Origin of the sequence: Curtobacterium sp. MCSS17_015 (genome assembly GCF_003234265.2) — a bacterium.
Classification (GTDB): Bacteria; Actinomycetota; Actinomycetes; order Actinomycetales; family Microbacteriaceae; genus Curtobacterium.
Genome location: NZ_CP126256.1, coordinates 2,321,402 through 2,333,406 on the forward strand (window position 1 = coordinate 2,321,402; position 12,005 = coordinate 2,333,406).

General features: G+C 73.8%; 13 protein-coding genes. 5 read left to right on the plus strand and 8 right to left on the minus strand.

All coding sequences use genetic code 11. The features are described 5' to 3' along the window. The first annotated feature begins 38 nt into the window (after positions 1-38). On the plus strand, positions 39-473 hold the full coding sequence (gene aroQ / locus DEJ18_RS10960; RefSeq protein ID WP_111080676.1) for a type II 3-dehydroquinate dehydratase: 435 nt from the start codon (positions 39-41) through the stop codon (positions 471-473). 33 nt (positions 474-506) lie between these two features. On the opposite strand, the gene DEJ18_RS10965 is transcribed toward aroQ, so the two are convergent. Beyond that, positions 507-1,103, minus strand: a complete 597-nt coding sequence (locus DEJ18_RS10965) for an NAD(P)H-dependent oxidoreductase (protein WP_111211201.1) — start codon at positions 1,101-1,103, stop codon at positions 507-509. Positions 1,104-1,190: 87 nt separating this feature from the next. Here DEJ18_RS10965 and DEJ18_RS10970 point away from each other — a divergent pair, with 87 nt between their 5' ends. After that, complete coding sequence (locus DEJ18_RS10970; protein ID WP_111080677.1) at positions 1,191-1,655, plus strand: MSMEG_6728 family protein; 465 nt, start codon at positions 1,191-1,193, stop codon at positions 1,653-1,655. A 188-nt stretch (positions 1,656-1,843) separates the two neighbouring features. Here DEJ18_RS10970 and DEJ18_RS10975 read toward each other — a convergent pair whose 3' ends face one another. The 6 genes from DEJ18_RS10975 to DEJ18_RS11000 form a co-directional block, all read right to left on the minus strand. After that, positions 1,844-2,107: a hypothetical protein gene (locus DEJ18_RS10975; RefSeq protein WP_111080678.1), complete on the minus strand. Its 264-nt coding sequence runs from the start codon at positions 2,105-2,107 to the stop codon at positions 1,844-1,846. A gap of 82 nt (positions 2,108-2,189) precedes the next feature. After that, positions 2,190-3,329 carry a cysteine desulfurase family protein gene (locus tag DEJ18_RS10980; RefSeq protein WP_111211070.1) on the minus strand — a complete coding sequence of 380 codons (1,140 nt, stop codon included), beginning with the start codon at positions 3,327-3,329 and terminating at the stop codon, positions 2,190-2,192. Between the two features lie 4 nt (positions 3,330-3,333). Continuing rightward, positions 3,334-4,260, minus strand: a complete 927-nt coding sequence (nadC, locus tag DEJ18_RS10985; RefSeq protein ID WP_111211071.1) for a carboxylating nicotinate-nucleotide diphosphorylase — start codon at positions 4,258-4,260, stop codon at positions 3,334-3,336. Continuing rightward, positions 4,257-5,927, minus strand: coding sequence for an L-aspartate oxidase (locus tag DEJ18_RS10990; protein WP_111211072.1), 1,671 nt, complete (start codon positions 5,925-5,927; stop codon positions 4,257-4,259). Before DEJ18_RS10990 ends, nadC begins: the two co-directional genes overlap by 4 nt. After that, a complete protein-coding gene (nadA, locus tag DEJ18_RS10995) occupies positions 5,927-7,213 on the minus strand; it encodes a quinolinate synthase NadA (RefSeq protein WP_502866270.1) in 1,287 nt (428 codons plus the stop codon). The genes DEJ18_RS10990 and nadA overlap by 1 nt, the downstream gene beginning before the upstream one ends. A 14-nt stretch (positions 7,214-7,227) precedes the next feature. After that, positions 7,228-7,974, minus strand: coding sequence for an NUDIX hydrolase (locus tag DEJ18_RS11000; protein WP_181434243.1), 747 nt, complete (start codon positions 7,972-7,974; stop codon positions 7,228-7,230). Between the two features lie 103 nt (positions 7,975-8,077). On the opposite strand from DEJ18_RS11000, the gene DEJ18_RS11005 reads away from it, so the two are divergent. The 3 genes from DEJ18_RS11005 (at position 8,078) to DEJ18_RS11015 (ending at position 11,311) form a co-directional block, all read left to right on the plus strand. Further along, positions 8,078-8,362, plus strand: a complete 285-nt coding sequence (locus DEJ18_RS11005) for an acylphosphatase (protein WP_111080684.1) — start codon at positions 8,078-8,080, stop codon at positions 8,360-8,362. Between the two features lie 112 nt (positions 8,363-8,474). Beyond that, positions 8,475-9,965: an MDR family MFS transporter gene (locus DEJ18_RS11010; protein WP_258376973.1), complete on the plus strand. Its 1,491-nt coding sequence runs from the start codon at positions 8,475-8,477 to the stop codon at positions 9,963-9,965. A 98-nt stretch (positions 9,966-10,063) separates the two neighbouring features. Beyond that, positions 10,064-11,311 carry a D-arabinono-1,4-lactone oxidase gene (locus tag DEJ18_RS11015; protein WP_111211076.1) on the plus strand — a complete coding sequence of 416 codons (1,248 nt, stop codon included), beginning with the start codon at positions 10,064-10,066 and terminating at the stop codon, positions 11,309-11,311. 81 nt (positions 11,312-11,392) lie between these two features. Here the strand turns inward: DEJ18_RS11015 and DEJ18_RS11020 are convergent, their stop codons facing one another. Beyond that, on the minus strand, positions 11,393-11,890 hold the full coding sequence (locus tag DEJ18_RS11020; protein WP_111211077.1) for a 2'-5' RNA ligase family protein: 498 nt from the start codon (positions 11,888-11,890) through the stop codon (positions 11,393-11,395). Positions 11,891-12,005: the final 115 nt, after the last annotated feature.

A 12,005-nucleotide genomic window follows, 5' to 3' on the forward strand; every position in this document is an offset into this window, starting at 1 on the left:
CTCGCGCTCGGATCCCGACCCCTCGCTAGGCTCGGACCATGCGCATCCTCGTCCTCAACGGCCCGAACCTGGACATCCTCGGCCGTCGCGACCCGGAGCAGTACGGCACGGTGACGCTCGCCGAGATCGAGGCGATCGTCCACACCGAGGCCGCGGTGCACGAGCTCGAGGCCGACTTCCGACAGAGCAACCGCGAGGGCGAGCTCGTCGAGTGGCTGCACGAGGCGCTCGACGACTTCGCGGGCGTCGTCATCAACCCCGCTGCGTACGCCCACACCTCGGTCGCGCTGCACGACGCCGTCGAGGCGCTCAGCGTCCCCGTCGTCGAGGTGCACCTGTCGAACACGTGGAAGCGCGAGCCGTTCCGGCACGTCGACCACGTCGCCACCGCCGCCACCGCGGTGATCGCCGGTGCGGGTGCGGACGGGTACCGCCTGGCCGTCGCACACGTCGCCACGCTGCTGCGCGGCTGACCCGGTCCGCCCCGTTCCGTCCCGGGAGGCCCGTCAGAAGTCCGCGGGCCGCCGCACGTCCTCGATGCCCGCCGCCACGAACCCGCCGCGGATGATGGGCAGCGCCCGATGGACCGCCTGGTCGATCCGCAGCTCGAGGTCGACGCTGGAGATGTCGTACCCGCCGGCCCGCTTCGTGAAGTCGCGCTCGTTCCCGAACACCGCGAGCGGGAGCGTCGTCGACTGGAAGAACCCGAACAGCGGGCGCATCTGGTGCTCGACGAGGAGCGCGTGCCGGTCGCTGCCCCCGGTCGCGGTGAGCAGGACCGGGGTGTCGACGAGGTCGTACTGGCCGACCCAGTCGAAGAAGAGCTTGAACGCACCCGAGTAGGCGGCCCGGAACGCCGGACTCCCCACGACCAGGACGTCCGCCGCCTCGACCGCTGCGAGTGCGGCCTGCGTCGCCGCGGACATCTGCTCCCGCCCGGCCGCGGCGCCGAGGTCGGCCAGGAGCGGCCCGATCTCGACCGTCACGGCGTCGGCGTCCGGCAGTTCGGCCGCCAGACGCTGCACCGTCGCCCCGACCAGCGTCGAGGTCCGGGACGGGTCCGAGGGGCTGCCACTGACTCCGACGACGAGGGTTCCGCTCATGCGCTCGATGCTCACACGCGCGTCCCGAGACCGGTCGCGATGTGACGACATGTGTCGCTCCCAACCGGTCGGCGTACCGTCCGGCGCATGCAGACCTTCCTGCCGTACGCCGACTTCCGCGCCTCCGCCGAGGTGCTCGACGACAAGCGCCTCGGGAAGCAACGGGTCGAGACGCTGCAGGTCATGCGGGCCCTGACGCTGCCGGACTACGGCTGGCAGCACCACCCCGTGACGGCGATGTGGCGCGGCTTCCGGCCCGCACTGATGGCCTACCAGGACGCGACGTGCCGGGTCTGGCTCGAACGGGGCCACGCGGACACCTGCCTCGAGAAGACCCTCGCCGACCTGGCCCTCGTCCCCGAGGACCTGGTGGCGTACGAGCGCGGCGACTACGAGGTCCCGTCCTGGAACACCGACGAGCGGGTGCACCTGTCGCACCGGTCGAAGCTCGTGCAGAAGGCGCCCGAGCACTACCGTCCGCTGTTCCCCGACGTGCCGGACGACCTCGAGTACCACTGGCCCGGCACGGTGGAGCACCGAGCTTCGGCCTGACGAGCCCGAGCCCGCCGCGGATCTCAGGGGAACGGGAGCGATCGTTCAGGGGTCGATCGTCCCGGATCCGCAGCGGGCCCGGTCGTTCCGGGACGGCACGGCAGGGACCGGCGCCCCGGCCGGACGCGCATCAGGGGGTGCGTCCGGTCCGGCGCACCGCCGCGGACGGCGGTGCAGGACTCATGGCGTCAGGGGTGGAGTCGACCCTCCCGGTACCGGTCGGACTCCGTCGGTGCCGGCATCGACCGCGCGACCCGGGCGAGGTGCGCGGGCAACAGGGCGCTCGCGAGCGTGGCGAGGGCACCGACGACCGCGACGACCCCGAGGGGCACCGCGTCGAGGCCGTGCCCGGCACCGACGGCGAGCGCGAGGACGGTGGCCGGCGCGGGCAGGAGCTGCACCGCGCGGAAGCGGTCGTCCTGCGTCACCGGTCGGGTCGTCGCGTTCGCCATGTCCCCACTCTGTCCGACACCGCCTGTCCGCAGAAGGGGGGACACGGCCCCAGACCTGGAGTAGAACGTCTAGTACACCCACTCATGCGAGGGCGCGCACCGTTGCCACGGCCGTCACGACGGCGTCGACGACCTGGTCGGCGTCGTCGCCGGAGAGCGTCTCGTCGAAGGTGAGGCGGACGGCCGAGCGGGCCACGTCCTCCGGGAGGCCCAGCGCCGTGAGCACGTGCGAGGCCTCGGTGCTCCCCGCGGCACAGGCGCTCCCCGACGACGAGACGACGTCACGCCGTTCGAGCTCGAGCAGCACCGTCTCGCCGTGCACGCCGGGGAAGCAGAACGAGGCGTGGCCGGGCAGGCGACGGTCGCGCGACCCGGTGAGCACGGCTCCCGGGACCCGGGCGAGCACGCCGGCGACGACGATCTCGCGGACCGCGGTGGCCTGCGCAGCGGCGGCGTCGCGCCCCGCGAGGAGGCTCCCCCAGGCCGCAGCCAGGCCCACGGCCCCCGCGACGTCCTCGGTCCCCGAGCGCCGGCCGCGTTCCTGCCCACCACCGTGCAGCAGGGGTTCGAGCGCGACCCCGGCCCGGACCGCGAGCGCGCCGGTCCCCTTCGTCGCGCCGAGCTTGTGTCCCGAGACGGACACCGCGTCGACCCCGAGCACGTCGAGCCCGACCGGCGACCACGGTGCGGACTGCACGGCGTCGGTGTGGAAGCGCGCCCCGACGGCGTGGGCGACCTCGGCGAGCGCCCGGACGTCCTGCACCGTGCCGATCTCGTTGTCGGCGTGCGCGACCGAGACGAGTGTCGTGTCCGGCCGGAGGGCGGCGCGCAGGGCCTCGGGTGTGACGGTGCCGTCCGGCGTGACCGGCAGCACCGTGAGGGAGAAGCCGTGGTGCCGTTCGAGGTACCGGCAGCTCGCGAGGACGGCATCGTGCTCGATCGCACTCGTCACGACGTGCCGTCCGCGGGGCGCGGCGAGCGCGATGCCCTTGACCGCCGTGTTGGCCCCCTCGGTGCCGCCGCTCGTGAAGACGACCTCGCCCGGGCGAGCGCCGAGGGCCCCGGCGACGACCGACCGCGCGGCTGCGAGACCGCGTGCCGCGGCGTCACCGACCTCGTGCGTGGACGAGGGGTTGCCGAAGGTCCCCGTCAGGTAGGGCCACATCGCCTCGAGGACCTCGCGGCGGACCGGCGTCGTCGCGGCACGGTCGAGGTAGAACACGGCGTCAGACCGGACGGACGTCGACGTCGAGCCCGAGGTCGAGCGCCCGCGCCGAGTGGGTGAGGGCGCCGACGGACACGATGTCGACCCCCGTGGCGGCGATCGCGGCCACCGTGTCGAGCGAGACCCCGCCCGAGGCCTCGACGAGCGCCCGGCCCGCCACGAGGGCCACGCCCTCCTCGAGCATCGGGACCGTGAAGTTGTCGAGCATGACGGTGTCGACACCCGCGCCGACGACGGGTTCGATCTGGTCGATCCGGTCCACCTCGACCTCGAGGTGCACCGTGTGACCGAGGCGCTGCCGGGCGGTCCGGATCGCGTCCCCGATGCCCACGCCCTCGGCGAGGAGCACCGCGAGGTGGTTGTCCTTCGCGAGCACCGCGTCGGACAGTGACGTCCGGTGGTTGTGGCCGCCGCCGCAGCGCACCGCGTGCCGTTCGAGGGCACGGAGGCCGGGCGTGGTCTTCCGGGTGTCGACGATCCGGGCGCCGGTGCCGGCGACGGCGGCGACGTACCGGGCGGTGAGGGTCGCGATGCCCGACATCCGCTGCACGAGGTTGAGCGCGACCCGCTCGGCGCGGAGCACGGACCGCGCCGAGCCGGTGACGCTCGCGATGACGTCGCCCGCGGCGAACACCGCGCCGTCCCGGAGCGCCACGGACACGACGAGCCCGGGATCGACGGCGTGCATCACGGCCACGAAGACCTCGCCGCCGGCGAGCACCCCCGGCTCCCGTGCCGCGAGGGTCGCGGTGGCGGTCGCCGCGGCGGGGATGAGCGTCTCGCTCGTGACGTCGCCCCAGGGCGCGTCCTCCTCGAGCGCGGTCTCGATCACCCGCCGGAGCACGTGCGGCGGGACGGTCCCCGGGTCGAGGACGGCGGGCCCGGCAGCGCCGGTGACGTCCGCGCCGGTGGTGGTTCGAGTGGTCATGCGAGTGCCTCCTGCAGGACGGCGGACGGGGCGCCGAGGGGGTCGGCCGGTCGGGAACGCACCCAGGCGGTCGTCGCCGGCGCGGACGGGTCGGTGTCGGGGTGGTCGGTCCGGGCGTGGGCACCGCGGGACTCGGTCCGGGCGTCGGCGGCGAGCACGGTGACGCGTGCCAGGTCGAGCAGCGCCCGGTCCTCGGCAGCGCGGACGGTCGCCGGTGCCGGGGTCGACGGTGCGTCGAGCGCGCGCCTGGCCGCGGCGAGTCCGTCGGCGTCGCGGAGCAGCCCGACGTGCTCGGTCATGACGGACTGGACCACGGGGCGGACGACGGTGTCAGGGCGGAGCCGGTCCGGGCCTCCCGGCCGGTCCCGGTCCGCCCCGCGCACGTCGTCGGTCGGACGGGAGGCGCGCCCGACGTCCGCCACGCCGGTCACCACCGTGGGCACGAGCGCCGCGTCCCCCCGCAACCGGAGCGTGCCGGGCCGCGCGGAACCGAGCGCGTCGGCGGCGCGGACGGCGAACACGAGGCCCTCGAGCAGCGAGTTCGAGGCGAGACGGTTCGCGCCGTGCACGCCGGTGCAGGCCACCTCGCCGACCGCGGACAGCCCGGGCAGGCTCGTCCGTCCTTCGGTGTCGGTCACGACGCCGCCCATCGCGTAGTGCGCTGCGGGGGCGACGGGGACGCCCTCCCGCGTCCAGTCGACACCCGCCGCCCGGGTCGCCCGGGTGAGGCCGGGGAACCGGCCGAGCAGGAAGGCGGGGTCGAGACCGGTGGCGTCGAGGAGCACGGGTCGGCCGCCCTGGTCGCGCATCGCGGCCGCGATCCCCCGCGCGACGACGTCCCGCGGGGCGAGCTCGGCGTCCGGGTGCACGTCACGCATGAAGCGGTGCCCGCGCTCGTCCCGCAGGACGGCACCCTCGCCGCGGACCGCCTCGGAGACGAGCCCGCCGCCGGGCACGGCCAGACGGGTCGGGTGGAACTGGACGAACTCGAGGTCGGCGAGCACCGCACCGGCACGCCAGGCCGCGGCCGCCCCGTCCCCGGTCGCGACGAGCGGGTTGGTGGTCTCGCGGTACAGGTGCCCGGCTCCCCCGGAGGCGAGCAGCACCGCGTCCGCGTCGATCCGGCGCGGTTCGCCGAGCAGGTCGAGGACGTCGACGCCGACGACCTGGCCGTGTCGCACGACGAGGTCGGTCAGGCAGGTCCGTTCCAGGATGGTGACGTGCCGACGGTGGAGGGCGGCGACGAGCGTCCGCTCCACCGCGGCCCCGGTCGCGTCCCCGTCCGCGTGCAGGACCCGCCAGCGGCCGTGCGCGGCCTCCCGCCCCCGGGCGAGGTCGTCGCCGTACCGGTCGAGTGCGGCAGCGTCCCCGGTGCGGTCGAACGGCACCCCGAGGGCGAGGAGGTCGCGCACCCGCGCCGGGCCGTCGGTGCAGAGGACGTCGACGGCCCGGGCGTCCGCGGTGCCCGCGGCCGCGACGTGCGTGTCATGCTGGTGGAGGGCTGCGGTGTCGTCCGCGCCGAGCGCCACCGCGATGCCGCCCTGGGCACACGCGGTGGCGCCGTCGGTCAGGGCGCCCTTCGTGACGAGGGTGACGTCGTGCACGGTGCTCGCGCGGATCGCGGCGGTCAGGCCGGCGATGCCCGACCCGACGACGACGACGTGCATCAGGCCCGGGTCCCCAGCGGACGGGGCTTCGCGGCGAGCATGCGTTCGAGCGCGACCTTCGCGTCGACCTGGACGTCGGCGGGGACCACGATCTCGTTGAGCACGACACCATCGACGAGCGCCTCGAGCACCCACGCCAGGTAGCCGGGGTGGATGCGGTACATGGTCGAGCACGGGCACACGACGGGGTCGAGGCACGTGATGGTGTGCTGCGGGTACTCGGCCGCGAGCCGGTTGACCATGTTGATCTCGGTGCCGATGGCGAACGACGTCGGCTCGGTGGCCGCGGCGACCGTCTTCCGGATGAGGTCGGTGCTGCCGGCGACGTCGGCGGCGTCCACCACGGCCATCGGGCACTCCGGGTGCACGATCACCCGGACGTCCGGGTCGTCGCGCCGGGCCTGCTCGATCTGCTCGACCGTGAACCGGCGGTGCACCGAGCAGAAACCGTGCCACAGGACGACCTGGGCGTCGAGCAACTCGGCGGCGGTGTTGCCGCCACCGGCGAGCCGCGGGTTCCACATCGGCATCCGGTCGGTGCTGATCCCCATCGCCTTCGCGGTGTTCCGACCGAGGTGCTGGTCCGGGAAGAACAGCACGCGCTGCCCCCGCTCGAACGCCCACTCGAGCACCGTCGCCGCGTTCGAGGACGTGCAGACGATGCCGCCGTTCCGACCGCAGAACGCCTTGAGGTCGGCAGCGGAGTTCATGTACGTGACCGGGACGACCGGGACGCGGCCGTCGGCGTCCGGCTCCGAGCCGTACAGCGCCGTCAGCTCGGCCCAGGCCGCCTCGACGCTGTCGATGTCGGCCATGTCCGCCATCGAGCACCCGGCAGCCAGGTTCGGCAGGATGACGCGCTGGTCGTCCCGCGCCAGGACGTCCGCCGTCTCCGCCATGAAGTGCACGCCGCAGAACACGATGGCCTCGGCGTCCGGCCTGGTCAGGGCGGCGTTCGCGAGCTGGAACGAGTCGCCGAGGAAGTCCGCGTGCCGCACCACCTCGTCCCGCTGGTAGAAGTGCCCGAGGACGACCACGCGGTCCCCGAGGCTGGCCTTCGCCCGCTCGATGCGCTCGTGCAGCTCGTCGTCGGGAGCGTTCCGGTACTCGTCCGGCAGGACGCCCTGCCGCGGCGCCGAGGTCGGGATGACGTCGGACATCGACGAGCCGGGGCCGTACCCGGGGACGGCGTCGAAGTCCCAGGTGGGAGCGGCGAGGTCGGGCGTGCAGGTGGTGCCGGCCGCCCGGCCGTTCGAGATCAGTTCGATGGTGGTCGCGATGGACACGGTCACGTCCCCGTTCAGTGCGCGGTGGTGGGAGGGGTGGGGTCCGCGGAGGTCCGCGGGGTCGTCAGCGGGCCGTTGTCCGCGTACGACAGGTCGGGGTTCGAGCGGTACAACCGGGCCGGCCGGTGCCGACCGCCGCTCGTGGTCTCGTCGGTCGGCAGGACCGCGTCGCCCTGCGCGACCTGCCGCCGGAAGTTCGCCGGGTCGAGTGTCCGACCGAGCACGGCCTCGTAGACCCCGCGGAGCTCGGCGAGGGTGAACCGGTCACCGAGGAACGCCTGTGCGATCCGGGAGTACGACATCTTGTTCCGCAGCCGCCAGAGGGCGTACTCGACGATGCGGTCGTGGTCGAAGGCGAGGGGCGGGTGCTCGTCGGCCAGGAACCACCGCACGTTCCAGTCGTCCGGCACGACGCTCGCCTCGTCCGGGTGGACCAGCGCCCAGTAGACGACCGACACGACCCGGCTCGGCGAACGGCCGACGTCCCCGAACGCGTAGAGCTGCTCGAGGTAGCGCGGCTGCACGTTCGTCGTCTCACGGAGTCGTGCCGCCGCGGAGTCGTCGAGCCCCTCGTCCGGACCCACCCATCCGCCCGGGAGCGCCCACGACCCCTCGAACGGCTCGGTGACGCGGCGGACGAGCGGCATCCACAGCGCCGGGGTGCCGGTGTCGGGGTGCGGTCGGAGCGCGACGATGACGGTGGACACCGCGAGCCGGATCCCGGTGTCGTCCACGGCTGCTCCTGCTGCTGTTCGGGTCATGCTGACCCGAAGTGTTCGGGTACTGATGACCGTATCACGGCGGTCACCGGACCGGAACCGAGCCGTGACGCCGGGGAAACACGCCGCGCCTAGCATCGGCGGCATGGGCAGCACGACCACGAGGAAGCACGCCGTCGTGAGCGGGACGGTGCAGGGCGTCGGGTTCCGCTGGTGGACCGCACGCAAGGCCGACGGCCTCGAACTCGCCGGGTACGCCCGGAACCTGTTCGACGGCACCGTCGAGGTGGAGGCCGAGGGCCCCGCCCCCGCGGTCGACGCGCTGGTCGTCATGCTCCGGTCCGGTCCACCGTCGGCGAGCGTCACCGACGTCGCCGTGCGCGAGGTCGTGCCACACGGCGACGAGGACGGCTTCCGCATCCTGCACTGACCGTTCACCCCGCGTTCGCGGTCCGTCGGGAATGACCTGGCGTCGTCGGGCCTTGCAGCATCGGTACCCGTCCGTCACGGGTGCGTGTCACCCCGAACCCCCAGGAGCCCCCTTGACCCAGGCCGTCGACTCCGCGCCCCGCACCGGGAGCATCGAGCAGTCCTCCCCCGCGGGCAACCGCCTCGTGATCGGACTGCTGCTCGTCTCGGCGTTCGTCGTCATCCTCAACGAGACGATCATGGGCGTGGCGCTGCCGCGGCTCATGGACGACCTCGGCATCAGCGCCGCCACCGGACAGTGGCTCACCACCGGCTTCCTGCTCACCATGGCGGTCGTCATCCCGATCACGGGCTACCTGCTGCAGCGCTTCGACACCCGACCGGTGTTCGTCTGGGCGATGAGCCTGTTCTCCGCCGGCACGCTCGTCGCGCTGCTCGCCCCGGGCTTCACGATGCTGCTCATCGGGCGCATCGTCCAGGCCAGCGGCACCGCGATCATGATGCCGCTGCTCATGACCACCGTGCTGACCCTCATCGAACCCGCGCACCGCGGCCGCGTGATGGGCAACATCTCGATCGTCATCTCCGTCGCCCCGGCCATCGGCCCGACGATCTCCGGCCTCATCCTCAACGCCTTCTCGTGGCGCTGGCTGTTCGGCTTCGTGCTCCCCATCGCCCTCGCCGCACTCGTGCTCGGCATGCTGAAGGTCCGCAACGTCTCCACCCCGCGGAAGTCGGCGATCGACGTCGCCTCGGTCGTCCTGTCGGCCGTCGCGTTCGGCGGCATCGTCTACGGCCTCTCGAGCATCGGTGAGGCCGGCTCGACGGGTCTGGCCGTGCCGGTCGGCTCGCTCGTCGTCGGGTTCGCCGCCCTCGCGGTCTTCATCGTGCGGCAGACCCGCCTGCAGCGTCGTGACGCGGCCCTGCTCGACCTGCGCACCTTCAGCACGAAGGGCTTCACGATCCCGATCGTCGCGATGGCGATCAGCTTCATGGCGATGTTCGGCACGCTCATCCTGCTGCCGATCTACCTCGAGCGCGTGCTCGGGCTCGAGGTCCTCGACGTCGGGCTCCTGCTCCTCCCCGGCGGCCTGCTCATGGGCCTCCTGTCCCCGATCGTCGGTCGGATCTACGACCGTCGCGGGCCGCGCGTCCTGCTCATCCCGGGCTCGATCATCATCAGCGGTGTGCTCTGGGCGCTCTCGACGGTCACGGTGGACACGAGCGTCTGGTTCGTGCTCGGTGCCCACGTCGTGCTGAGCCTCGGCCTGGCGCTGACCTTCACGCCGCTGTTCACCTCGGCGCTCGGCGGACTGCCCCCGCGCCTCTACTCGCACGGCAGCGCCGTGCTCGGCACGGCGCAGCAGCTGGCCGGTGCCGCCGGGACGGCCTTGTTCGTCACGCTGCTCACCATCGGCGCGACCACCGCCGCCGCCGGCGGCGACGGGCTGACCGTTGCTGAGGCCACCGCGCGGGCCACGGCCTCCGGCGTGCACTCGGCGTTCCTCGTCGGTGCGGTGATCTCGCTGTTCGGCATCCTCGCCTCGTCGATGGTCCGGAAGCCGGTCACGCCGGAGGGTGCACCCGCGCCCGCCGTGCACTGACGCGCCGACGCACGACGCACCGCCCCGCGGTCCGACCGACGCGCCCCGTCGCCCGACGGGGCGCGTCGGTCGTTCCCGGGCCGTGGCATCGTGGGCGCATGCGGTCGACGACGAGCGAGCTGAACTGGTCCGGCACGGTCACCTACACGGCCGAGCGGGTCCTCCGCCCGGCGTCGCTCGACCAGGTCGCCGACACCGTGGCCCGGGCGTCCCGCATCCACGGGCTCGGCACCCGCCACTCGTTCAACGACGTCGCCGACACCTCCGGCGTCCTGCTCGACCTCACCGCCGTGCCGACCGACCTCGTCGTCGCCCGGGACCGGAGCACCGCGACGATGGGCGCCGGCACCCGGTACGGCCTCGTCGCCCCCGACCTCGACGCCGCCGGGGTCGCGCTCCACAACGAGGGCTCGCTCCCCCACATCTCGCTCGGCGGCGCGATCGCCACCGGCACGCACGGCTCGGGCACGACGCTCGGGTCGCTCAGCACCGCCGCGGCCGCGCTCGAGGTCATCGGACCGGACGGCACGACGAGCACCGTCCGCCGCGGCGACCCGGCGCTGTCGGGGGCCGCGATCCACCTCGGCCTGCTCGGTATCGTCACGCGCGTCACGGTCGACGTACAGCCCACCTACCGGATGCGGCAGGACACGTACGGCCCGATCGGCTGGGACACGTTCACCGCGGGCGTCGACGAGGTGTTCGCGGCCGGCTACTCCGTCTGCGCGTTCACACGCTTCGGTGACGCCGTGTCCGAGGTGCTCGTGAAGTCCCGCGTGCCGGACGACGCCGACGACGTCGAGGTGCCCACGGACCTCCGCAGCGCACCCCGCCTGCCCGGCACGCCCGGCGACGGGCACCACACCGCCCGCGACGGTTCGGTGGGTCCGTGGTGGGACCGGCTGCCGCACTTCCCGATCGAGGCGGTCCCCTCGGTCGGGTCCGAGGTGCAGAGCGAGCACTTCGTCCCGCTCCGGCACGCGGCCGCCGCCCTCGACGCGCTCCGCGGACTCGCCGACCGGTTCCGGCCGCACCTGCACGTGTGCGAACTGCGGACGATGGCCGCTGACGACCTCTGGCTCAGCCCGACACAGGGCGAGGACGTGCTCTGCATCGCCCTCACCTGGCGGAAGCACCCGGACGAGGTCGCGGCCCTGCTCCCCGACCTGGAGGCCCGGCTCGCCCCGTTCGGCGGCCGTCCGCACTGGGGCAAGATGAGCTCCCTCGACGGCGTGGCGATCGCGGCCCTGTACCCGCGGCTGCCGGACTTCCGCGCCCTCGTCGCTGAGCGCGACCCGGACCGGAAGTTCGCGTCCGCGTTCGGTGAGCGGGTGCTCGGGACCTGATGCGGGCCTCCCGGGAGGCCCGGGGCGCGCCCCGGCACGACCGTCACGACCGTTTCCCCGCGTCCCGCCGCCGTCCGAGCGTCAGCCGAGCGGGGTGACCGTCTTCGTCTCGCCGTCCCAGTGCCGCACGCCGGCGACCCCGAACTCCTCGGGCAACGGCACGGCCGTGAGCGCCTCGAGCATCCGCGGGAGGTCGACGTCGCGCGGCCGACGGGCGAGCGTCAGGTGCGGCACCCAGCGGCCGGGCAGTGCGGTGTCGACACCACCGGGAGCCGCTCGGTGCACGGCCTCGTGGAAGGCGGCGAGCGTCCGGTCGACCACGATGCCGACCCCGAGCACGTGCCGACCCGGACCGGCGGGGAACAGCAGGAGCCCGGCGGGCCGGACGGTCGTCGGCAGCGGGGCGTCGAAGGCGGTCGGGACGGGCAGGGCCTCGCCCGCGGTCAGGGTGACGTGCGGGGCGTTCGTGTCCGAGGTGTGCCGGCCCATGCTCGGCAGGTCGGCGGTGACCAGCGCTTCCCAGGCGTCGCGGACCGCCCGTTCGGCGGCCGGGTCGAGGACGAGTTCGATGCTGCGCACGCTCCGAGCCTGCCCGGTGACGGCGTCGCTCGTAACACGGCGGAACGCGAATCGACCCCGTCCGCGTCGCCGTGCACACTCGTGGGGTCCGCGCTGCTCACCCCCGGCGACGGAC

Excerpts from the sequence above, each read along its gene's own strand:
- DEJ18_RS11000 (WP_181434243.1), bottom strand. The coding sequence starts at position 7,974 with ATGACCCGAACAGCAGCAGGAGCAGCCGTGGACGACACCGGGATCCGG.
- DEJ18_RS10975 (WP_111080678.1), bottom strand. The coding sequence starts at position 2,107 with ATGGCGAACGCGACGACCCGACCGGTGACGCAGGACGACCGCTTCCGC.
- DEJ18_RS10970 (WP_111080677.1), top strand. The coding sequence starts at position 1,191 with ATGCAGACCTTCCTGCCGTACGCCGACTTCCGCGCCTCCGCCGAGGTG.
- DEJ18_RS10965 (WP_111211201.1), bottom strand. The coding sequence starts at position 1,103 with ATGAGCGGAACCCTCGTCGTCGGAGTCAGTGGCAGCCCCTCGGACCCG.
- DEJ18_RS11015 (WP_111211076.1), top strand. The coding sequence starts at position 10,064 with ATGCGGTCGACGACGAGCGAGCTGAACTGGTCCGGCACGGTCACCTAC.
- aroQ (WP_111080676.1), top strand. The coding sequence starts at position 39 with ATGCGCATCCTCGTCCTCAACGGCCCGAACCTGGACATCCTCGGCCGT.
- DEJ18_RS10990 (WP_111211072.1), bottom strand. The coding sequence starts at position 5,927 with ATGCACGTCGTCGTCGTCGGGTCGGGCATCGCCGGCCTGACCGCCGCG.
- DEJ18_RS11005 (WP_111080684.1), top strand. The coding sequence starts at position 8,078 with ATGGGCAGCACGACCACGAGGAAGCACGCCGTCGTGAGCGGGACGGTG.
- nadC (WP_111211071.1), bottom strand. The coding sequence starts at position 4,260 with ATGACCACTCGAACCACCACCGGCGCGGACGTCACCGGCGCTGCCGGG.